A 22,276-nucleotide genomic window follows, 5' to 3' on the forward strand; every position below is an offset into this window, starting at 1 on the left:
TCAGGGGGATCATCTGTTCCGGGGAGGGTGGCTTCTCCGGTGATTACCGGTCGCTGAGGCGCTCGATCTCTTTCTGAACGGCCTGCTGGACGATGCCGGACAGGTGCTGATCCAGCCATTCCTTGAGGAATGCGCGCACTTCGTCACGGACAATGTCTTCGATGGTCAGGTTTCCACCACGCGTGATAGCCACTTTTCTCTCCCTGTGTTCGACAGATTGTTTACGGCGCAGCATCTGCTGCAGGGCGCCGAAAGAATGTTCCGTAGCGCCGATTGTCTGCTTGTCCAGCGGAATCTGGACCGGATCTGGTGCATCGCTGTCCGATGTGGCGCCGCCGCCGGTGTATCCGGCCGGATAGTTCTGTGTTTCCGACGTGTCCCTGTCTTCGCTCATCGTCACCCCTGGTCGTGTTAGCGGGAAAAGCTGCTCTTTTTTAGCAGGTGTCCCGGTTGAATGTGCCAGCTCTTGTATCGGAGGCGGGACATTTTCAACAGCCCCCGCATGCTCCTCTGCGCCGGTTTCCGGAGCCTGGAGCGCGAGTGCGTGTGTTTCCGGCGGCGCGGGTGCGGGCTCGGGAGCCGGAGCTGCCAGTTGCGGCGTGGCCTCTTCCGGGGCGGCGGACGGCGCGTCATGTGCCGGTTCTTCGGGCTGAGCGGCAACCGGTTCCGCGTGGGCCACTTCTTCCACGTGGGCGTGTTCGGGCTCGTGATGCGGCGCGGGTGTTTCCGCAACCGGTGCGGGCGGCTCGTGTGCGGGCTCTTCCGCATGTGTCATGACCGGAGCGGGTTCTTCCGGTGCCGGATGTTCCGCCGCGTGGGCCTCATGTTCCGGCTCTGCCCGATGCTGGCTGCCGTCTTCATGAGGTTCGTCTTCGTCACCGTCCGCCATCATAGAGGAATCCAGCACGAGAACGCTGTCTTCGTCTTCATCTTCCCCGACCTGAGGCGGCGTAAAGACCGGAGCTTCGGCCCGGGTCTCCGAAGCGGCCTTGTTCTCTTTCCCTTCCTGCAGAATGCGACGGATGGAGGAAAGAACCGTCTCTATCGAACCGTCTTCGGACTTTGTGTTACTATTCTCTGTCATCAGGTGACCTTCTTCACACCATCTTCAGGCTCAGCGACCCGGCTGGTCGACCGCGTAATCATTGATACCCCACAACCTGTCCTTGACGGCGTTATAATAGGCCTGCTCATTGTACAGTGGTACGTTCAGGTGCAGGTCAACGGCTGTCAGACGCCCGATGGCCGATGCGACGTTGTAGGAGGCTGTCACCATGTTGCTGAGGCTCTGCACCAGCGCCACCTGGGCCTGAAGCAGGGTGCTCTGCTGCTGCAGGACTTCCAGCGTGGTGCTGGTGCCGACGATGGCCTGCCGTTCAACACCGTCAAGAGCGACGGTGCCGGCCTGGATGGCGGCGCGGTTGCTCTCGATGGCGGCTTTGTAGGCGACGAGCTGCTGCCAGTTCGAGGCGGCAGCCTGGGCGGCTTTCCGGCGCTGGACATCGACGGCACCGCGGGCGGCAAGGGCCTGCTGTTTTGCCTGGCGGATGGCCGAATATTCCGAGCCGCCCTGATAGATTGGCACGGAGACGTTCAGCGTGGCGTATTTGTCTGCGTTGATCTGGTTGTTCAGCTCCTGATTGACCGACTTCATATAGGTGGCGGTGGCGCTGATGGTTGGCATCAGGGCGGCCATGGCGACGCCGACGGAATCTTTCTGCGCGGCTTCGGTGAACAGGGCGTTAATGACGTCCGGATTGTTTTTCACCGCCATGGCGACGGCCTGGGCTTCCGATTTTACCGGCAGCAGCAGGGGCTGCGGGGGCACCAGGTTGGGCGGGGGTGCCATGCCGACCACCTGCATATAGGTGGCCTGGGCGGTCTGGAGCGTGCCTTCCGACTGCTGGCGGGTGGCCCTGGCGGAGGCGTAGGCGGACTGCGCCTGCGCCACGTCCGTGCGGGTGATTTCACCGACATGGAAGCGCTCATTGGTCGCGTGCAGCTGTTCTTCGAGTACGTGCTCATTGTTGATGTTGAGCTGGAGGAGCTGCTCGTCCTCGATCACCTGAATGTAGGCGCTGACCACGCTGGTAAAGACCTGCTGCTCGGTGGAGATCAGCTTGGCGCGCTCCGCCATGACCTGATTGACGGCCTGGTGGGTCGAGGCGGTTGTCTTGCCGCCGCTGTAGATCGGCTGCGTGGCCGAGACCTGGGCAGCGTAGCCGAAGGTGCTGTAGCGGCGGGTGTAGCCTGAGCCGGGCACGTCATCATTGCCGCGGTAATTGTTGAAGCCCTTGTAGTAACTCGGGGCGAAGGTGCCCTGAATTTTCGGGCGCCAGCCGGCGAGCGCGGTCGGGACATTTTCGTCCGTCGCGCGCAGGGTGGCGCGTTCCTGCTGCAGGGTCGGGTTGGTCAGATAGGCTGAGGACAGCGCTTCCTGAAGCGTGTGCGGGATAAAGCTGGGCTCGCCGCTTCCGTCATATTTCTGGGCCAGAGCCGTTGAGCTGTACAGCAAGGCTGCAAGTCCCAACCCTACGCCGCAGGAATATTTCATCAAAACTTTCTCCGCTCACCCGATCCGCGCCAGTCAGCCGCGATGGTCCGGGCTTATGGCATGGCCCGGCATGATTTTCCACCGGCGAGCTTAACAGCAGATTGCCGTAATGAAAAATATTTCATCTTCGGGAAATTTCATCCGCGGCTGTGAGCGGAAGATGAAATTCAGAATGCGAAGGCGGGCGCCGGCAGCAGTTCGGGGATCAGCGGGGCCGGGGAGTCGAAGCCGAGGCGGATGGCCCAGCCTTCAAACGCGCCGGCTGAACCATCGGCTGTTATGACCTGATCTGGTTCGGCGAGGAAGGAGGAGCAGGTGCCGCCGGCTTTGCTCATCATGCCGGCCACGCGGCCGCCGGTGGCGATCTGGCCGATGCAGAAAGCCGGGATGTCGGTGATGGCGCCGTCGAAGAGGATGACATCGAACGGCGCGTTTTCCGGCGCGCCGTCCGCGAGGGGGCCATGGTACCAGAGGACGCCGGGCGCGACCTGTTCCGTGTAGGCGTGGCCCTGGGCGATAAGGGCGCTGTCGGATTCGAGCGCCACAACCTGTGCGTCCAGACAGGCGACGACGGAGGCGAGGTATCCGGTTCCGGCCGCGACGACGAGGACACGTTCTCCGGCTGAGATCCTGGCGGACTGGACGAGGCGACCGGTGATCATGGGCTGGGCCAGATAGCGCCCGTCACCGAGGGGGAGGGTGCGGTCGGCGTAGGCGAATCCGCGTTCGGCGGGAGGCACGGCCAGTTCGCGCGGGAGGGTGCGCATGGCGGTGAGGATGCGCGGATCGTTGACTTCGACCGGGCGGACCTGGTCGTCGACCATGTTCTGGCGAAGACCGTTATAATCGCAACCGTCCTGAGTTTCGGATGGCATGAACAGACTCCGGCTGAACTGTGCTGTCTGCTGTTGATTCGGGCTTTTCAGCATATTCCGGGGCCTCTCTGCTCTGTCATATCCAATGCGGGCAGCGGCCCGTCTGCTGTTCCGGCCGGAAATTTCACCCTGACCGTTTCCGTCAGCCGCTGTTCCGGGCAGGAACGTGCGATCGGCGGCTTGACCAGCGATGCCTTGCTGGTGGATATAGCGCAACCCCGTTCGGGGTCCGGTGGCAGAATGGTGATGCAGCGGACTGCAAATCCGCGTACGTGGGTTCGATTCCCGCCCGGACCTCCATCGCTTTGCGCGTGCCGGCGGTCATTCCATATTTTCTGTGTTTCTGTCCGCATTTTAGCCGATATCCGGGTCGGGTTTCGCGGAGACCGGCGGCATCAGAACCTGCTTCGCGGGGCGCTTCCGGTCTGCGGACAGGCTGTATCTTCCCGCCCGGACTGGGGTTGGGGCCTGTTGTGATCGCGGCGTTTTGATGGAGCGTGCGTTCCGCGCGGACCGGGTTTCCGGCTGTGCGCGTGGTCTATGCCGGCCGGAACCTGGCCGGATGAGTGGTTACGTTTCGTTTGGGTGTTGTCTGATCCCGTTCACATTTCGGGGTTAAGCAGACGGCATGAAAAAATCATACTTTCTGGCCGCTGTCCTGACTTCAGTGTGTCTGCTGACGGGTTATCCGGTTAAAGCAGGCGCGGAGACATCGGGTCAGGCGGCCCATCAGGCTGACAGTAAATACAGTCAGAAGAACGAGAAATGTCCGCCGCCGCCTCGTGCCGGCAGGCGGCCACCGCCTCCTCCGATGGACGGGAAACGCCCTCCTCCACCGCCGATGAATGGCCGGTGCGGACCGCCTCCGCCCGGCGGCCTGCGCGCGCCTCCGGGAACACCTTCCTCCGGCATGAACACAGAAAGCGGATCAGGCAGATAACGCGGACCGGGATTGTCGCGGGAGCGTGGCTTCAGGGGGCTTCCGGTGTCCGTGCGGCGAGGTGCAGGGCCAGCGCCGAGGCCGCGCCGAACAGCCCGGGCTCCGGATAGCGGATCATTCTCACGGGGATTCTGCGCATCATATCCTCGAACCGGCCTTTTGCGATGAAGCGTTTCGCGAAGCCGGAGGCAGGCAGCACCTCCATCAGACGCTTGCCGAGGCCCCCGGCGACGACGACGCCGGTCGCGCAATGGGCGAGAGCGATGTCGCCGGCGAAGCTGCCGAGCGCCAGGCAGAAGCGGGCCATGCCGTCCCGCGTGAGTTTGTCGTGGCCTTCGAGGGCGAGGGTCCAGAGCTGTTTATCGTTCAGGTCACGCCATGAATCGCCCGTGTCTTCAGCGAGCTGGGTGCAGAGCGGGATGAAGCCGGGTCCGGAGATGATGCGTTCGGCGGAGACGCGGCCGTGGACGCTGCGGAGCCGGTCCAGCAGGCGGTCTTCAAAATCGTCGAAGGGGGAAAACCCCATATGGCCGGCTTCCGAGCCGCTGACGAGTGTCCGGCCATCGCGACGGATGATGGAGGCGGTCCCGAGGCCGGTTCCGGGGCCGATGGCGACGATGGTGCCCTCTTCGGGCAGCGGGCGGTCGGGGCCGCACAGAAGTGGCAGGTGGCTGTGATCGACGGCGGCGACGGCGTGGGCGACGGCTTCGAAATCGTTCAGCAGGAGGGGCGGGCTGATGTTCAGCTCGCGGGGCAGGTCCGCCGGAATAACGGTCCAGGGATTGTTGGCCATTGTGAGGACGTCGCCCTGGACGGGGCAGGCGAGGGCCATGGCGGCGTGGTTCGGCAGGGGGCATCCGGCGATTTTTTCGAAATGATGCCAGGCGTCAGCCAGGGAGTCGTAGTCCGCGACGGGCAGGGTGTGGGGTTCGCCGAGGGAGAGAACTTTGCCGTTACCGATCCGGGCGATGGCGAAGCGCGCGTTTGTGCCGCCGATATCGGCGGTGACGATGTCCTGTTCCGTGGTTTCCTGTTTCGTGGTCCCGGGCTGATTTTGTCGGGCGCTCTGCATGAATCTGTCCCCTTCCGGTGAAGCTATGGCTGGTTTTATGGCAGCCCCGTGGCGGACGGTCAGTGTTCCCTGGGGCGCTGATCGGCGGAAATCCGGCGCATGACGGCTTCACGCAGCGGACGGGGGGTGAGGCGGTCGATGAGGCGCAGAACGAGGAAGGGCCATGGAAAGACGACTTCCGGCAGATCACGTTTCAGTGCGGTGATGATGCGGCTGGCGGCGGCGTCTGCGGTGATGAGGAACGGGGTCGGACCGACGATGCGGCGGCTCATGGCGGTATCGACGAAGCCGGGGGCGATGAGGGTGAGGCGCACACCGAGCGGGGCGAGGGCAATGCGGGCCGAGCTGGCGAATCGGGCGAGGCCGGCTTTCGAGCCGCCGTAACCTGCGGCGAAGGGGAGGTCGTGGTTTGCGCCGGCGGAGCCGATCAGGGCGATGGAGCCCCCGCCGCGCTGCTGCATTCTGTCCGCCGCCGCCATTGTGAGGGCGGCCGGCGTGGCGTAGTTGACGAGTCCGAGTTCGAGGACGGTTTCGGGGCGTTCGGTTTTATCGGCCATGCGTTTCATGTCGGACAGGCCGGCGCAGAGGATGACGGTGTCGAACGGGGTGGCGGTGTCGTCCTCGCGGTAGGCGCGGAGGGCGGCGTGGCCGTTGGCGAGGTCTGTTTCCCGGATATGCACCCGTGCTCCGCGCTGGCGACATGCAGCGGCGGCGTCTTCGAGCCGGGTGGCGTTCCGTCCCCAGAGAACCAGGGTTTTTCCCGGTCCGGCGTAGCGGAGGGCGAGGGCTTTTCCGATGCCCCCGGAGGCGCCGGTGATGAGAATTTTTCGCGGAACGGGTGCTGAATCGCGGTTGCGGGTTGAGCCTGTGAGCCGTGTGAGGATATGTCGGGCCCTTCGCAGGGGCTGGCGTCGTGTCCTCATATTGGCAGTGGTTTCGTTCAACGGTATGTCCATGCCATTAACATCACGCCTGCCGGAGCAGGTGTTCGCGTGCGGGATTGCGCGCGCTTTCAGGGAGAATTCATGACCCAGCCAGCGCGTATTGTCATCACGCCAGTCGAGGGATTCCGCCAGCTTTCGACATTTATCCGCCTTCCCCGGCGGGTTTATTCCGGGTTGCCGGGCTATGCGGCGCCGCTGGATATGGAGCAGCGTGTGCTGCTCGACCCGAAGCATTCCGGTTTTTTCAGTCATGGCGAGGCACAGTATTTCGTGGCGACGCGCGACGGGCGACCGGTCGGACGGATTTCGGCGCAGATCGATCGTCTGACGCGGGATGTGTCTCCGGAGACGGGGCTCGATGCCCGGACGGGATTTTTCGGCGCGCTGGATACGACCGATCCGGAAGCCGTGCCGGTTTTGCTGGAGGCCGCCGCCGCGTGGCTGCGCGCGCGTGGGATGACGCGGATGCTGGGGCCGTGGACGCTCAACAGCAACGGCGAATACGGCATCATGATCGAGGGACAATCTGCGTTGCCGATGGTGATGATGCCCTGGCATCCGACATGGCTGGACGGTGTGATCCGGGCGGCGGGGATGACGAAGGCGATGGATGTTCTGTCCTATCACATGGAGATGGGACCGGATGCCGAGGCGGCCCACATCGTTCCGCGTGCGTTACAGGTTGGCGACGGGCGGCTGGGGTCGCTGTCCGTGCGGCGGCTTGATTCGCGCAATGTCGTCCGGGACGGAGAGATTTTGCGCGGGCTGTATAACGGCACCTGGCGCAACACCTGGGGGTTTGTGCCGTATACGGCAGACGAGATGGCGGCGATGATCCGCGAGATCAGGCCGATTCTTCGTGACGAGCATTTTGTGCTGGTTGAGCAGAATGGCGAGCCGGCGGGTGTGGCGCTGGTGGTCCCGAACGTGTTCGACGTGGCGGGCGATCTGGGCGGGGCGCCGTCGCCGCTGGGCTGGGCGAAGCTGGGCGTGCGGCTGCTGCGGCATGAGTTCCGGTCGGCGCGGGTGATCCTGCTGGGTGTCAGCAAGGCGATTTCCGGGACGGCGCTGGGGGCGATGTTGCCGGCGCTGCTGATTCGTGAACTGATGAACCGGGGCAACGAACTTCCATACACGCTGATTGAGCTGGGGTGGGTTCTGGAGACCAACCTGCCGATGCGCCGGCTGATCGAGCGGATTGTGCCGGCGCCGGCCAAGCGTCATCGCGTGTATTCACGGGATCTGTGACCCGGTCAGGATAATTCTGAAACGGCCATAACTTCCTTTTGATAAGCGGGGACAGAATATCCCGGTCATCATTCCCGCATGAACCGTCACGCTTTGTCATTTGTAATCCCCTGAATGACAGGCAATGAACTGACCAGGCTTTAAGTGCTGTGGTCGACAGGATTGGGAAGTGGGGTGGACGCGGCTGGAAAGACATCGGGCCAGTCACCATGGTCTGTCAGAAACCTGTTCTGGTTGCCGCATGTAAAGAGTGATTTCTTTCCTCACGGCTGGTTCATGTTCTGTGTGCGGACATGGCTGGCTGTTGCTGTTGCGCTCACGACGTCTTTCTGGCTGCAGATTACTTCTCCCGGTTCTTCCGCGGTAACTGTGATGATTCTGGCGCAGCCGCTGCGCGGCCAGATGCTGTCCAAGGCGCTTTACCGGCTGGCCGGAACATTTGTCGGCGCGTTCGTGGCCCTGGCGCTGACAGCCTGCTTCAGTCAGGACCGGGCGCTTCTGCTGGGCGGCGTGGCGCTGTGGCTCACACTCTGCTGCATCATGGGGACGCTGGAGCGGGATTTTCGCGCTTATGCGGCGATGCTGGCGGGGTACACGGTGGCGCTGATCACAATCGGCTGCATCGACACGCCGGAGAGCGCCTACGAGGTGACGGTCAACCGGGTGTCGGCCATTGTGATCGGCATTGCGGCGACAGCGGCCGTGAACGATGTGTTCGGCTCTCCGACGGCATGGGCGAAGCTGTGTTCCGGGCTTGATACGGTCACGAAAGTTGTTGGCAGGATTTCGCGGGATGCGGTTGCGGGGCGATCGGTTCCGGATGTGACGGCGCTGGTCGGGATTGCCGGTGAGATCATGGCGCTGACCTCGCAGGTTTCGTTTGCCCGGACGGAGATGTCTGACGGGCGGCAGCGGATGAGCGGCGCACGGTCGGCCATGGTCGCGCTTCTGGAGATGATGAACTGTAGCCGGGCGATTGCCATGGCGCTGGAGCGGGGCACGATTGCGCCGGCGGTGATCGAACGGGTTCGCGCGGCGTTTGGCGACGGGGGCGCGGCGTCGTCCACGCGGGCGGCCGTGGAGGATCTGGAACAGCTGGCGCGGGAGACGCATCCGGATGCGGCGGGTGAGCAGACGCGGCTGACGATTGAGGAGGCCTGGTTTGTTGAGCGCACGATGTCCCTGCTGTCCTACTGGCGCTGGGCGAAGGACGGGGTGGACTGTGTTCACAATGGCGGGCGCGCCGGCACGCAGGCGCCGGAGTTCCGGATTGTTTCGCATCAGGACGTGATCCTGGCGTTGCTGAGCGGGCTGCGGCTTCTGATCGGGTTTTCGATGGCGGCGGGGTTGTGCATTCTGACCGGGATTCCGCAGAGTTATGCAGCGCTTTCCCAGACGGCGATCGTGCTCACGCTGGCTGCCACGACCTATAATGTGCGGGCGTTCGGCCTGGGAGCGATGATCGGGATGCCGCTGGCGGTTGTGACAGCGGCGGTGCTGAATTTCGGCGTGCTGACGAAGGGATCGGACATGATCTTTTTCGCGCTGGCGGTGATGCCGGTGATTTTTGGCGGGTGTCTGCTGCTGCTCAATCCGAAGACGTCGGCGATCGGATTTAACGCGGGGGTTTTTTTCTTTGTGATTCTTGGCGTGGCAGATCAGCAGAGTTTCGATCCGTCTGCCTTTATCAGCCGCAATGAGCAGTATCTGTTCGCGGCGGTCATTATTTTCATTGCGCTCACGCTGTTGCTGCCGCCTTCAGCGCGGTCGCGGCGGTTTCGGGTGGCGATTTCGATCGGGCATGATCTGCACAGGCAGTTTGAGGGGCATGGCGAGCAGGCGGGATCGGCGCTGATCAGCCGGCATTATGACCGTCTGACGAAAATTCTGATGTGGAACACCTACCTTCCGCCATGCCGGGCGCGGGAGCGGGTGTTTCGCCGGCTGGCCAGTCTTGACGACCTGAACTGTGCGCTGGCCCGTGCGCGGCGTCATCTCGAACGGGCGGCGACGATTGCACAGGTGCGCGCCGAGGCTGAGGCGGCTTTACGAACGACGACCATTTACAATGTCGATTCCGCGATCACGCGCATGACGATCCATGCGAACCGGTTGCTCGCACTTTCGGTCGATCTTCCGCATGGTGAGATGGCGACGGTGCTGGGCGCGGTTTCGGGAATGGAGGGCGCGATCCGGCTGCTGGAGCGGAATCGTTCGGCGATCCTGCTCTACGACATTCTCCCGGTGCCGAAGATGCGCTGGAGGGCGATGTGATGCAGGTCAGATCCGTTCTCGACATTGGCGGGCTGCTGGTCTCGTCCTTCATTGTGCACGTGGGGCTCGGGCTTCTGACTGTTATTGTGCTCCGGCCTCTCATCACGAAGACGCGGCTGGACCGTTTCATGTGGAATGTGCCGCTCGCGGAATTCGGGCTGCTGATCATTTTCACCGGCGTTTACACGATCATGCTCTGAGGACGGGATGTGATCAGGAAAAGGAGTGACAGTGTGAGACAGGAACCCGGGATGCGGATGGGGGCGCCGGGGGTATCCGGGACGGAGGATTGCGGTTTGAGAGGTCTGAAACGTGTTTGAGCGGGCGCGCCGGATTCTTCAGTTCACCACGACCGGGATTATTCTGATCATTGCCGCGATTACGGCATTTGTTCTGTGGGATTACTACACGTCCGCGCCGTGGACGCGGAACGGGCAGGTGCGTGTTCAGACAGCCAACATTGCGCCGCGTGTGTCCGGGCAGATCATCGCCCTGCATGTGCATGATAACCAGGTCGTGCGGACAGGGGATATTCTTTACGATATTGACCCGTTTGATTTCAAAGTCGCGGTAGCGACGGCGACGGCGGTTGCCGATCAGCGTCGGGCGGACATGGTTCTGAAGGCGGCGCAGCATGAGCGCCGGGACAGGCTGACGGATGCGGCGGCGTCGCGCGAGGAGAAGCAGGTTTACGAAGCGACGGCCGAGGTTTCCCGGGCGGAGTATGCACAGGCGCTGGCGCAGCTGTCTCAGGCGAAGATCAATCTGGACCGCACGCATGTGCGCAGCACGGTGACGGGCAGCGTGAACAATCTGACGATGCGGGTTGGAGATTTTGCGACGGCGGCTCAGTCGAACATCACGGTGATTGACCAGAGTTCTTACTGGGTGGACGGGTATTTCGAGGAGACCAAGATCGGGTCGATCAATCTCGGAGACCGGGTCCGGGTGGATCTGATGGGATATCGTGAGCCGCTGGAAGGGCATGTGGTCAGTATTACCCGTGGTATCGCGACGTCCAATGCAAGCACGGGTGTTCAGGGGTTGCCGGTGGTGGATCCGGTTTATACATGGGTGCGTCTGGCACAGCGTATTCCGGTTCGGGTTCAGATCGACCGGATTCCGGCAAGTGTGACGGTGGTGGCAGGCATGACGGCGACGGTGACGGTTGTGGGCAGCAAGGGGCACCGGGCGCATGACACGCTGCACGATGCGTTCGACCGGCTGCATGACACAGCGTTCGGGGTCGGGGCGGGGACGCGCCGGTAGGGCGGATTGAGAAACAGAGTTCCGGGATAACAACCCGATCTCCAGGACCGTGAGTCTCCGCAAACGTGAATGCAACTGATCGGAGAAAGCCGGAGGCAGAATAAAGTAACGGAATCGAAACGTTCTGTGCGGTTGCCGTGTATAATGTTTGCTTCGTTCACGGGGTGTTCCAGCCGTTGGGGATGGAACGTTTTAGTGGAACGGTCGCCTGTAGTTTAATCTGTAGTCAATTTTTCGTGCTCGCTGGCGTTTAAACAGGGCAGGGTTTCCTGCATGCATCTCGTACTCCGGGACAGGTCTGGTCGCCACGCTGCCTGCGGCCAGCACGGCGCCTTCACCAATACTGGCACCCGGCAATATTATCGCATAGGAACCGATAACGGCATTGTCTCCAATCGAAACGCCGCGTGTTACGGTTTCGTAATCAGGTGACTGAATATCATGCTGCTGAGTAAATATTTTGACACCTGTCGTCATATCAACATTGTTTCCAATATGGATTCCTCCTCTGCCATCAAGAAAGCAATCCAGCTGGATATTAACATTATCGCCTATTGTGATGTTCCATGGTGAAAGTATACGCACGCCACTGTGGATATTTGAGCGCCCGATATGCATTCCATAAAGATACCTGATGACGAGTCGTCGCGCTGCATAGGAAGGAAAATAAGTAAAAAATCTGTTCCACAATGCGAGATATCCGTATCCCGCAATATTTATTGTCGATCCGATCAGCGGATTTTTCGAGAGTTTGTAGAGAACTTTGAACACCGTTTGACCTCCGGATAAAATATTCTGAATTTTTCAGACTGATCATATTGCTATGAAAAACGGCTTTCCGAAAAATATCCGGTTATGTGTTGTAATATTGAAATAACAAACTTCTTTTCCCAGTATGATGAAGATTAGTCCGGACAGATTTCATAGTCGTCTGGTCCGTCGCCACGCAGATTTACGTCGTCCGGCTGACTGTTTTCTCCGTCTGTGTTGCCTGTTGACGATTTCAGACATTGTGCTGTCGTCCGCACCTCCATATTCCCGGCCCGCCGGTTGACTCCAGCGTTATAAAGAGCACTTTGTTACTGGTCGGCCTCATTTTTTCCATGCGGGCAAAAAGACCTGAACCAGTTTCTGTCCGATGAGTATTCTGGCGAAAATCACGGCATCTCCGGCATAACGCGGTGCTAGTCTGCCTGGCTCTGAACTCAGACGGTGGAGCCACTCCAGACCTGAAGACCGAAGCCATGACGGAGCGCGTTTCTTCAGACCCGCGGTAAAGTCCAGGGCCATGCCGACGCAGAAGATGTGGGCCGCCGGAAGATCACTGAGATGCTGCGCCACCCAGTTCTCAGACTTCGGAGCGCCCACGCCCAGAAAAAGATGTGTGGTATTATGTTTCCGGATTTGCGCGAGAATCATCTCGTTGCAGTCTGCGTCGTGCTCGAAGTTGAAGGGCGGGCTGTAGAATGCGACTGAATCGGGAGCGAAACCCCGACCGAGCAGGTTCTGGCGCAACCTGTTGCCTGTATCGTCTGAACTGCAAATAAAAAAGGGCCGATCCCTGGAGGAGCGCATCTGTCTGAACAGAGCGTCGAACAGATCGGCGCCGGTGATCAGTGGCACGTCTTCACCGAAACACACACGGGAAATGACCTGAACCGGACGACTGTCGAGTGTGATCAGTGTCGCCTTGCGATAGGCCTCGCGGAATTCCATATCGGACTGGAGAACGCGCAGGTGATTGAGATTGCAGGTTATATAGAAGACGGGGGCATGAATATTTCTGAACGCGCCTGCAATAACATCGGCAAGAGTTTCGTGACCGAACCGCACGCCGAGTTGTTCGTGCAGGCGATGACTGTCCGACTCAGTTATAACCGAGCCTGTCATAATGGCGTTTCGTCTCCTGAAGCTGCAAGGCGTCTTCTGAACATCAGTTTATGCTCCGGCTAAAGACAGGAATCCGGAGCAGGTCATGACCTGTTTTCCAGGCAGACAGAACCAGTCCGGGAAAAGTCCGTCATCTGTCTGTTTGACGTAACCATCTGGCTGGCCCGGAAAATCTATTGCAGTGATTTTGCACGTGATGACCGGATGGCAAGCCAGCTTTTGTTCAGTCCACAGAAACGCTCGCCAGTTAAGGCTGCATCCGGAAAAAGCCAGTGCATTTCAGCGTAAGTGAGGCAGCGTGCGTCCTCGACCATAAGCATGGCCTCTCCTATATTACTGGCGCGTGGATAATATCCACGCGCGCGTTTCATCAGTAATCCGGCGCGCCATGCTCCGGGCAGCCAGTGAAAGCCGATCATTTTTGTGTGGAATTCGTACGGGAACCAGAAATTTGGAGTCTGAATGTAATAGGCCGGCGCGAGACGACGTGCTTCCTGCGCGAGCGCCTCCATTCTTCTCCACGGGCCGATATGTTCAATCGTGCTGTTTGAATGTACTAAATCAAATGCATCATCAGAGAAAATACTGAGATCCGTTGCATCGTGCTGTATACAGGACACGCGTGACGGGCAGAATGTGAACGATTTTAAGTTGACGACGGTTATCTCTATCGATTTCCCGGTCAGAAATGGTTCAAAATTATTCCAGTATCCCGGGGTGCCTCCAAGATCTACAATGCGGCAATTGTTTTTTTTACTTATAATATCATCTATTAGTGAAATGACGCGTTCAAACCGGGCGATGCGAAACCGGTTTAATGGTAAAGGTGTATCTCCCGGAGCAGTGTTGGGAGAAAAAACGGATGTAAATGACATGCGTGTTTCAATGCGTTTAAGCGCCGAACGGCGCTAAGTTACAGTCTGGAATGCTAACTACAAAAAAAGATCTCTGTCGAGTAAATATTATGTGGTATCGGAAGCTGGGGTCTGTTCCAGAATTATGGACGCGCATTACGCTTTCGTAATACCTGTTTACCTGTCCCGGAGATCCTGCGGGGGAGACCTGTCACGTTATCCGGAGCGCGACAGGGCGGCAGGAGCGGCCAGGCCGGAGAGCGGCAAAAGCCGGCGCTATCCCGGGAAGATTATCGTTCGCGCGCTGTGATTGTGCCGGCGATTTCCGCTGAGTTGTCGTTTTGTCAGGAGAGGTTGCTCACGCGCGAGCTCATGGCGCCCTGTGAGGCTGTTCGGTGGTGGATATTCAGCTTTGATTTGCTGGCGCCCCCGCGTGAAGCCGTGTGTATGAAAAGGCGACGGGACAGGCTGTTTTCAAAATACAGAAATGAGCGGGGTCATACCGGCATAAGCAGTCGTATTTGCAAATGACAGCGGTGCCTGATTAATGAAAGGCAGAGGGCAGTATTGAAATTGCCGCAACATTTCAGAACGATGGCGCGTTCTCTCAGGACTGGTGCTGTTGTGTCATCAGAGCAGGAAAGCCGGATAATGAAACAGTCTTCTTTGGCCCCGGGGTATCGTTTTGCCGGGGGACGTTTCCGGCTCTGTGCGGTGACGGCCGGTGCATTGCTGGCGGTGACCGGAGCGGCGCGGGCGGATGACAGTGTGGACCATGGCTGGGCGCCGACGGGAAATGTGACGGTTGTCGCGCGTTTTCCGGAGGTTCAGGCGTCGGGGATTGCGCGGTTGCCGGACGGGCGGATTGTGCTGTCCCTGCCGGAAAGCGCGCAGCGTCATGGCGGGCCGGTTCTGGCGGTGTGGACGGGTTCGGCGCTGGTGCCGTTTCCGTCGGCCGGGGCGCAGGGGAAGATGATTTCGCCGCTGGGCATGACGGTGGACGGGAACGGGCAGCTCTGGTTGCTGGACGAGGGCGCGCGCGCGGGGAGCAAGGCGAAGCAGAAGCCGGCATTGCTGCATATTGACCCGAAGACGAACCGGATTGTCCGGCGGTATGCGCCGGGGGCGCCGGCGTTACTGCCGGACAGTCATGTCAACGATGTGCGGGTTGATCTGACGCATGGCGAGGCGGGGACGGCGTATATCAGCGACACGTCTCAGACGACGCATCCGGCTCTGGTTGTGGTGGATCTGGCCAGCGGGCGGGCGCGGCGGATTCTGGCGGAGACGGTTTCGGTAAGTCCGGTGCCAGGGCTGGTGATGGAGGCGGACGGCCGTCTGGGGCGCTATGATGAGGCGCATCCCACGGTGGCGCAGGGGGGCGTGGACGGTGTGACGCTGAGCGCGGACTCGTCGCGGCTTTACTGGTCGCCGCTGTCATCGCGACGTCTTTACAGTGCGCCGACGGCGGTCCTGTCGGATGGCGCTGCGTCCGAGGCCACGATTGAAGCGGCTGTGAAGGACGAAGGTGAGGTTGGCATCATGGACGGGATGGCGACGGCGCCGGATGGCAGTCTGTATCTGACGGATATTGAGCGTCATGCGGTGGTGCGCCGGACACCGGACGGGGCGTTGTCGGTTGTGGCGCAGGACCCGCGTCTGATCGCGCCGGACAGCCTGACGTTTGACGGGGATTCGCTGTTGCTGACGGTGGGGCAGTGGTCGCGGCTGCCGGTGTTTCATAACGGGCGGGATGTGCAGGAGCGGCCGTATGTGCTGGTGCGGATTGCGCCGCTCCCGCCGACGGCGCGGGGGCAGTAAAGGTCGGGGCGCGGTCCCTTTTATCTCCAAAATGGTTTGCAAAGGTCTGAGACCTTTGCCGGGTCCGGGCAGCGCCCGGACTGGAGAGCACTGCCCCGGCCCCCGGCAGGAGGCGCGGCCTCCCGCATCTCGTTTTACCCGGAGAGATCGGGGTCGGGGGCAAAGTCCCGTTTCTGTTGCGTGGTTTTTCCGGTGTGGATAGGTTGTTTCCGACGTGATCAGGAGAGAGAGCGGTTTGCGACGGATGCGGGAAACCGGAATGGGGAAGAGACTGGCTGCTCTGCTGATGCAGGCGGTGCTGGTTCTCTCTGTTCTGCTTTCACCCGACGCGCAGGCGCGACCTTCGATGATGATGATGCCGGAAGCGCATTCCATGATGATGTCCTGCGGGGCGGGTCATCATCGCATGGCCATGCCGGAACAGGGCTGTCATCATGACGCCGGACACGCGCATGAGGGCGATTGCTGCACGCAGAGCGCCTGTTCCGCGACATTGCCGGACGGGCCCTCGGGTGTGTTTGTCGTGGCGCGGCGGACGGTTGATATGTCCTGGCCCGGTCTGAGCCGTCCGCAGGTTCGGGGGTTCCGGGTTGCGCCTGATACGCCGCCTCCCCGGCTGAGAGCCTGACGCCCGCTTTTCCGGCGGCGTGGAATTCGGTGTGGCCGCCCGTAGTGACGGGATGAGGCCTCTGTTCCGGCTCTTATCGGATTCTTTCTGTTATGGTGATGTACTCCTTTTCGGAGCGAAGGGCGCTGTCGCGTCGTCGCTTTATGACCGGCGTGGCTGCGGCTGGCGGCGCGGGCGCTGTCCGGTCTTTCTGTCCGGCTGACGCGGCGACGTTAAGCGCCGTTCCGGAGCGCTCTTCCACGCGGTTTTCGCTGTCGGTTGAGTCTGTGCCGGTTGTCATTGGCGGCAGGAGGGCGATGGCGACGGGAATCAACGGATCGATGCCCGCGCCGACCCTGCGGTGGCGGGAAGGCGATACGGTTGAGATCGCGGTGACGAACCGGCTTGATGAGACGACGTCGCTGCACTGGCACGGGATACGGCTTCCGGCGGAGATGGACGGGGTGCCGGGTCTGAGTTTTGCCGGGATTAAGCCCGGGGAGACGTTCACCTACCGGTTTCCGGTCCGGCAGAACGGGACATACTGGTATCACAGCCATTCCGGGATGCAGGAGCAGACCGGGCTTTACGGGGCGATTGTCATTGATCCGGCGGAGGGACCGGCCGGGACGGCGGAGCGGGATTATGTTCTGGTCCTGTCGGACTGGACGGATGCGGACCCGGAGCAGATCGTTTCCAATCTGAAGTTTCAGAGCGACTACTATAATTTCCGGCAGCGAACGGTCGGAACGTTTGCGCGGGATGCGATGCGGAACGGCGTGGGCGCGACAATACGGGACCGGCTTCGCTGGGGCGCGATGAACATGGCGCCGACGGATATTTCGGACGTGTCCGGCATTATCTACACATATCTGATGAACGGACAGCCGCCGGAGACGGGCTGGACGGGGCTGTTCCGGCCGGGTGAGCGGGTGCGACTGCGGGTGATCAACGCGGCGTCGATGACGCTTTTCGACATGCGGATTCCGGGGCTGACGATGCAGGTCGTGGCGGCGGACGGGCAGGAGGTTGAGCCGGTTCCGGTGGATGAGTTCCGGATCGCGCCGGCGGAGACGTACGATGTGATCGTGCGGCCGGAAGGCGAGGGGCCGTGGACCGTGTTTGTCCAGTCCGAGGATCGCACGGGTTATGCGCGGGGGACGCTGGCGACGCGACCAGGGCTGCCGGGGCCGGTGCCGCCGATGGACCCGCGTCCGCTGCGGACGATGACCGATATGGGTATGGGCGGGACGCCAGCGGGCGGCCATGCGGGGATGTCCGCGGCTCATGGCGGTATGGCGGGCATGGAGATGTCCGGTAGCGGCTCCTTAAAGGAAGGCGTTGAGGTTCAGAGTGTCGCCATGATGCCGCGGAGCCGGCTGGCGGAACCGGGAGCCGGGCTGGAGGGAAACGGGCGCCGGTGTCTGACCTATGCCGATCTGCGGGCGGTCCGCGCGGGAGAGGAGGCGCGTGCGCCGTCGCGGGAGATCACGCTGCATCTGACCGGCAACATGGAGCGGTTTATCTGGGGGTTTGACGGGAAGAAGTTTTCGGAGGCCGAACCTGTCGATCTGGCCCTGGGGGAGCGTGTCAGGTTCATTCTGATCAATGACACGATGATGGAGCACCCGATCCATCTGCATGGATTCTGGAGCGAGCTCGAGAACGGGCAGGGGGCGTTCCGGCCGTATAAGCACACGCTGACGGTGAAGCCGGGGGAGCGGCTGAGTTATCTGGTGACGGCGGATACGCCGGGGATGTGGGCGTACCACTGTCATCTTCTCTACCACATGGAAGTGGGGATGTTCCGCACGGTGGTGGTGTCGTGAGACGGGCTCTGACTGTGGCGCTGGGGCTTGCGGGCGCGGTGCCTGCCGCAGGGCTGGCGCATGATATGGGCGACATGGCAGGCATGGACATGGGCGGGGCGAAGAAGCCGGTGTCCGCCGTTTCTGTAAAGCCTGCCGGGCCGGCGAAAGCGTCGCCTGTCCGCCCCCGGAAGCGGTCTGCGCCGGTGAAGTATATTGCCGGGATTCAGCCGGTCATGGATCATATGTTGTATGGCCATGCGCTGCTGGACGAGTTCGAGGCGCGGTTTGACGGACGTGGCGGCGAGTTCCGGTATGACGGGCAGGGCTGGTACGGCACCGACTATGACAAGCTCCGGATCAAATCCGAGGGGACCGTCGGGCATGATGGCCGGTTCGGGGACGGAGATCATGAGATTCTCTATGACCGGGCGATCTCGCGGTATTTCGGTGTTCAGACCGGGGTGAGGCTCGATGTTGACAGCGGCCCGACGCGCCCGTGGGGGGCTGTCGGGATTCAGGGGCTGGCGCTGTATTTCTTCGATCTGGAAGCGACGGCGTATTTCAGCGATCGCGGAGCGGCGGGGCGTTTGCAGGGGTCTTACGATATCCTGCTGACCAATCGCCTTATTCTTCAGCCTCAGGCGGAGCTGAATTTCTACTCGACGGCGGACCGGACACGGGATGTGGGTCGGGGGTTTTCCGACATCGATACGGGGTTACGACTCAGGTATGAATGGTTTCGGAAGTTCGCGCCTTATGCAGGCATTACTTACACGGGCCGGTTCGGTCAGGCGGCCGGGATAGCGCGGTCGCGCGATTCTGTCGTGCATGATGTGACATTTACGTTCGGGCTGCGGGCCTGGTTCTGACGGCTGCGACCGGATTCGGGGATGTCATCTTTTGTCGTCTGAACCAGACGATGCCGGCGCTGTCCGGATATTATTCTGATTCATCGTGGATTTTACGATTAAGTCACGAAGGCGGGTGGGAATTATGACCATCGTTAACCCGCAATTAACCGATTTGAGTGAATCGTAACGTCAAGCCGTGCGTTCGGAGCAGTCTTCAAGCGCCCCGGTGGAGAGGCGGACTTCTCTCCCACGACATGACAGGATGAAAACACATGGGCACAGTTATGCACACAATTCGCTCCTTCTTCGACGACCGGGAAGGCGTGACGGCAATTGAATATGCTCTGATTGCCGGACTGATTGCAATCGTTGCTTTTGGATCAATGCATTATCTTGGTTCAGAGCTTAATCTCCTGTTCAGCACGATTGCGCAGTCTGTTTCGGAAGCTCCGACCGGCGGCGGCAGCTAATCTGTTTCAGTTTCAGTAAGATAAAATCGGAAGATGCTGCGGGATCTGATTTTTTCTGCGGTGTCTTTTAGTCTTCTGATTGCGGCTCTGACCGATCTGAAGACCAGGACGATCAGCAATTCGGTATCTGTCGTTGTGATCGTCCTGTCTTTCCTTGCAGCCTGGGACAGGGGCGGCCTGTCCGCGAGCATTTTTGTTTTTTTTATTCTGGCACCGGTTTTTTACCTTCTGTGGATATTACGTGTTTTTGGCGGTGGTGACGTAAAATTACTGATCAGTCTGATACCGCTTGTTCCTCCTGGTCGTTTGTTCAGTCTGTTTTTCACGATCGCTCTTGTCGGTGCCATTCTGGCGGTCGTCTATATTACTCGTTTCATGGCGCTTGGGCTCAGTCGGCGTAATCAGATCAATGTGAAATATTCCAGAGATAAGCAGCTAAATTCTGTTGCATCCCGATTGCCGGAGCTTCCTTACGGTGTTGCGATTGCTGTTGGAACAATAATAAATATAACGCATTTTATAGGATAGAGTGGTGGGAATACATAAATATATAACATATATTGTCATTTGTTTCCTTACTTTTCTATCGATTATTCTTATCTTCTGGGGGTGGATGCATCTGGGCGCTCAGCCTGAGAAATCAGTCGCTGCTGTAAAGCCTGAACCTACGGTCAAAATTCTGGTTGCACATCGGCAGTTATACCCCGGAGAAGTTCTGCGGGCAGAAGATCTGGCTGATCAGACGGTCCCTGTCTCATTCAGATCTGTCAGCACGGTGCTTAGCGAGCAGCGCAGGGATCTCGCGGGGACGCTGCTTCGTGTCGGTCTTCCAAAGGGTGCGCAGATCAGGGCGGACGATGTTGTGCGTCCTGGCGAGGGAGGGTTTCTTGCGGCTCTTCTTTCGCCAGGGATGAGGGGTGTTTCGCTTTCTGTTGATCCGGCCAGCGCTGCCGACGGCCTCATATGGCCAGGTGATTATGTCGATGTGATACTTATTCCGGCAAGTGTCGGGAGTACGACATCCGCCGGACATAACGCGGCCTCTCAGACCATTCTTCAGAATGTGCGTGTTGTTGCAACTGACCAGAATGTTATTCGCGGAAAAAATCCGGCTCTTTCCAACCAGACTGCACGTAACGCTGTCCTCGAACTTTCTTCAGATAATGCAAGAAAATTAGCACTTGCGCAAAAGATTGGCCGTATTGTTCTTGCATTGCGTTCGTTGATTCATCCCGACGAAAAACCATCTGTGTCTGATATTACCTGGAATGAAGATATTTTTGATGGAAGTCCTTCAACTGAACCAGCTGCGGACGTCAGTAAGCCTCCGGGAAGAGAAACGATGCAGGTGTTTAACGGACTTCAGGAAGCGCCGCATGCTCATTAACCGGAGCGGTAATCTCAAATCATTTTTGAAACATAGTGTATACCGCATAGTAATTTCTTTTGTGCTGATGACATATGCTGTTGTCGCGCATGCCGCGACGCCGGTCACGCTTGAAGTCGGAACGGGGAAACTTCTTGAATTAAAATCAAATGTTGCAACAGCCTTCGCTGCCGATCCCAAGGTGGCGGAAGTCAGGCCGGCGAATTCAACAACGCTTTTTGTTTTTGGAACAGGACCGGGGCAGACGACTTTGTCGGCGGCGGATGCGGACGGACACCCGGTCGCGCAGTATATCGTTACTGTTCATCCGGCTCAGTATGCCGCGACCCAGGCACGCGATACGACGCGCCGGGAAAACACGGCTCAGGTCAACCCGCGGATGGGACCAGGCGGGATAACGCTGAATGGTTCAGCGCCGGATGCGGAGAGTGCGGAGCGTGCGGCGGCGGCGGCCCAGGATGAGGCGGGTAAAGCGAACGTTTACAATCGCATGAGATTATCAGGATCTGTGCAGGTCAATCTCCAGGTTCAGGTTGTGGAAATGTCACGACAGATGGTGCGGGAACTTGGGGTCCAGTGGGAAAATGTCAATGCGCTGGGCACCAGTGCAGCGATCGGGATGGCAACCATGAGTCCACTGGCAACGATGGCGTCCAGTCAGAGCAGTTTTTCATTTCTGTCACGTTTCCGCATAGCGGGTCGTCCGACCACACTTGAAACGGTTATTGACGCGCTGGCTCAGGATCAGCTGGTTCATATGCTGGCAGAGCCGAACCTTACGACAATGAGTGGTGAGCCGGCAAATTTCCTGGTGGGCGGCGAATATCCTATTCCAATCTCGTCTTATAATAATACAGTTTCGGTGCAGTATAAGCAGTATGGTGTTTCACTTTCGTTTGTTCCGACTGTTCTCACCGGAGGACGTATTAATCTGCATGTGAGGCCGGAAGTCAGTCAGCTGACAACGGATGGTGCCGTTTCATTCGGAGAGGGAAGCAACTCCATCAGCATCCCGGCTCTGACAGTCAGTCGTGTTGATACAACCGTGGAACTTGGCAGCGGCCAGAGTTTTGCAATTGCCGGTCTTTTTCAGGACAGTACGACGACGGCTAATCTGGGCCTGCCTGGTCTGAGCGATATACCGATCCTTGGTGCTCTCTTTCGTTCTAACAGCTTTCAGCACAATCAGAGTGAACTTGTCATTATTGTCACTCCTTACATTGTTCGTCCGGTATCAAATCCGGACCTCCTGGCGAAGCCGGATAAAAACTGGACGCCGCCGAATGACTATGACCGCGTTTTAGGAGGAGCGCTTTCTGCTGATCCTCATCATAAGACAGGGAAACAGCATGGTGCCGAGGCTTTAACGCCAGCAGAACCACTTGATATTGGCTTTATGGTGGATTGAG

20 protein-coding genes and 1 tRNA gene are annotated in these 22,276 nt (G+C 59.7%); 13 read left to right on the forward strand and 8 right to left on the reverse strand.

Annotation, left to right across the window (positions count from 1 at the left end):
• Positions 1 to 43: 43 nt before the first annotated feature.
• The 3 genes from GOB90_RS19080 to GOB90_RS02000 all read right to left on the reverse strand — a co-directional run bounded on the left by GOB90_RS19080 (position 44) and on the right by GOB90_RS02000 (position 3,429).
• On the reverse strand, positions 44 to 1,084 hold the full coding sequence (locus GOB90_RS19080) for a DUF2497 domain-containing protein (RefSeq protein WP_242011732.1): 1,041 nt from the start codon (positions 1,082 to 1,084) through the stop codon (positions 44 to 46).
• 30 nt (positions 1,085 to 1,114) lie between these two features.
• Entirely contained in the window at positions 1,115 to 2,554 is a 1,440-nt protein-coding gene (locus GOB90_RS01995; protein WP_146886800.1) for a TolC family outer membrane protein, read from the reverse strand.
• A gap of 167 nt (positions 2,555 to 2,721) precedes the next feature.
• Entirely contained in the window at positions 2,722 to 3,429 is a 708-nt protein-coding gene (locus tag GOB90_RS02000; protein ID WP_146886798.1) for a protein-L-isoaspartate O-methyltransferase family protein, read from the reverse strand.
• Between the two features lie 226 nt (positions 3,430 to 3,655).
• Here GOB90_RS02000 and GOB90_RS02005 point away from each other — a divergent pair.
• Positions 3,656 to 3,729: transfer RNA gene (locus GOB90_RS02005), tRNA-Cys, on the forward strand.
• Positions 3,730 to 4,400: 671 nt separating this feature from the next.
• On the opposite strand, the gene GOB90_RS02010 is transcribed toward GOB90_RS02005, so the two are convergent.
• Together GOB90_RS02010 and GOB90_RS02015 are read right to left on the reverse strand one after the other, a co-directional pair.
• Entirely contained in the window at positions 4,401 to 5,441 is a 1,041-nt protein-coding gene (locus tag GOB90_RS02010) for a glucokinase (protein WP_146886796.1), read from the reverse strand.
• A 59-nt stretch (positions 5,442 to 5,500) separates the two neighbouring features.
• Positions 5,501 to 6,385 (reverse strand): SDR family NAD(P)-dependent oxidoreductase, encoded by an 885-nt coding sequence (locus GOB90_RS02015; RefSeq protein WP_242011733.1) that lies wholly within the window; start codon positions 6,383 to 6,385, stop codon positions 5,501 to 5,503.
• Positions 6,386 to 6,466: 81 nt separating this feature from the next.
• On the opposite strand from GOB90_RS02015, the gene GOB90_RS02020 reads away from it, so the two are divergent.
• The 4 genes from GOB90_RS02020 to GOB90_RS02035 all read left to right on the forward strand — a co-directional run bounded on the left by GOB90_RS02020 (position 6,467) and on the right by GOB90_RS02035 (position 11,176).
• A complete protein-coding gene (locus GOB90_RS02020) occupies positions 6,467 to 7,633 on the forward strand; it encodes a GNAT family N-acetyltransferase (RefSeq protein ID WP_146886794.1) in 1,167 nt (388 codons plus the stop codon).
• Between the two features lie 276 nt (positions 7,634 to 7,909).
• A complete protein-coding gene (locus GOB90_RS02025) occupies positions 7,910 to 9,907 on the forward strand; it encodes an FUSC family protein (protein ID WP_146886911.1) in 1,998 nt (665 codons plus the stop codon).
• The gene (locus tag GOB90_RS02030) at positions 9,907 to 10,107 is read left to right on the forward strand and encodes a DUF1656 domain-containing protein (protein ID WP_146886910.1); all 201 of its coding nucleotides are present in this window, start codon (positions 9,907 to 9,909) and stop codon (positions 10,105 to 10,107) included. Before GOB90_RS02025 ends, GOB90_RS02030 begins: the two co-directional genes overlap by 1 nt.
• A 112-nt stretch (positions 10,108 to 10,219) precedes the next feature.
• Positions 10,220 to 11,176: an efflux RND transporter periplasmic adaptor subunit gene (locus tag GOB90_RS02035; RefSeq protein ID WP_146886792.1), complete on the forward strand. Its 957-nt coding sequence runs from the start codon at positions 10,220 to 10,222 to the stop codon at positions 11,174 to 11,176.
• A 192-nt stretch (positions 11,177 to 11,368) separates the two neighbouring features.
• Here the strand turns inward: GOB90_RS02035 and GOB90_RS02040 are convergent, their stop codons facing one another.
• The 3 genes from GOB90_RS02040 to GOB90_RS02050 all read right to left on the reverse strand — a co-directional run bounded on the left by GOB90_RS02040 (position 11,369) and on the right by GOB90_RS02050 (position 13,941).
• Complete coding sequence (locus GOB90_RS02040) at positions 11,369 to 11,947, reverse strand: acyltransferase (protein WP_146886790.1); 579 nt, start codon at positions 11,945 to 11,947, stop codon at positions 11,369 to 11,371.
• A 321-nt stretch (positions 11,948 to 12,268) separates the two neighbouring features.
• The gene (locus GOB90_RS02045) at positions 12,269 to 13,066 is read right to left on the reverse strand and encodes a WecB/TagA/CpsF family glycosyltransferase (protein WP_146886788.1); all 798 of its coding nucleotides are present in this window, start codon (positions 13,064 to 13,066) and stop codon (positions 12,269 to 12,271) included.
• Between the two features lie 173 nt (positions 13,067 to 13,239).
• The gene (locus tag GOB90_RS02050) at positions 13,240 to 13,941 is read right to left on the reverse strand and encodes a class I SAM-dependent methyltransferase (RefSeq protein ID WP_146886786.1); all 702 of its coding nucleotides are present in this window, start codon (positions 13,939 to 13,941) and stop codon (positions 13,240 to 13,242) included.
• Between the two features lie 630 nt (positions 13,942 to 14,571).
• Between GOB90_RS02050 and GOB90_RS02055 the strand changes: the two genes are divergently transcribed.
• The 8 genes from GOB90_RS02055 (at position 14,572) to GOB90_RS02090 (ending at position 22,275) form a co-directional block, all read left to right on the forward strand.
• A complete protein-coding gene (locus GOB90_RS02055; protein ID WP_146886784.1) occupies positions 14,572 to 15,741 on the forward strand; it encodes an L-dopachrome tautomerase-related protein in 1,170 nt (389 codons plus the stop codon).
• 235 nt (positions 15,742 to 15,976) lie between these two features.
• Entirely contained in the window at positions 15,977 to 16,369 is a 393-nt protein-coding gene (locus tag GOB90_RS02060) for a hypothetical protein (protein ID WP_206752462.1), read from the forward strand.
• Positions 16,370 to 16,461: 92 nt separating this feature from the next.
• Complete coding sequence (locus GOB90_RS02065) at positions 16,462 to 18,177, forward strand: copper resistance system multicopper oxidase (RefSeq protein ID WP_146886779.1); 1,716 nt, start codon at positions 16,462 to 16,464, stop codon at positions 18,175 to 18,177.
• Positions 18,174 to 19,028, forward strand: a complete 855-nt coding sequence (locus GOB90_RS02070; RefSeq protein ID WP_261765934.1) for a copper resistance protein B — start codon at positions 18,174 to 18,176, stop codon at positions 19,026 to 19,028. Before GOB90_RS02065 ends, GOB90_RS02070 begins: the two co-directional genes overlap by 4 nt.
• A 266-nt stretch (positions 19,029 to 19,294) precedes the next feature.
• Complete coding sequence (locus tag GOB90_RS02075) at positions 19,295 to 19,480, forward strand: Flp family type IVb pilin (RefSeq protein ID WP_242011734.1); 186 nt, start codon at positions 19,295 to 19,297, stop codon at positions 19,478 to 19,480.
• A gap of 33 nt (positions 19,481 to 19,513) precedes the next feature.
• Positions 19,514 to 20,008 (forward strand): prepilin peptidase, encoded by a 495-nt coding sequence (locus tag GOB90_RS02080; protein ID WP_146886775.1) that lies wholly within the window; start codon positions 19,514 to 19,516, stop codon positions 20,006 to 20,008.
• An 85-nt stretch (positions 20,009 to 20,093) separates the two neighbouring features.
• Positions 20,094 to 20,867, forward strand: coding sequence for a Flp pilus assembly protein CpaB (gene cpaB, locus GOB90_RS02085; RefSeq protein ID WP_146886773.1), 774 nt, complete (start codon positions 20,094 to 20,096; stop codon positions 20,865 to 20,867).
• A 67-nt stretch (positions 20,868 to 20,934) separates the two neighbouring features.
• Positions 20,935 to 22,275: a type II and III secretion system protein family protein gene (locus GOB90_RS02090; protein ID WP_173571885.1), complete on the forward strand. Its 1,341-nt coding sequence runs from the start codon at positions 20,935 to 20,937 to the stop codon at positions 22,273 to 22,275.
• The last annotated feature ends 1 nt before the right edge of the window (position 22,276 follow it).

This window comes from Acetobacter oeni (assembly GCF_011516825.1).
GTDB lineage: Bacteria > Pseudomonadota > Alphaproteobacteria > Acetobacterales > Acetobacteraceae > Acetobacter > Acetobacter oeni.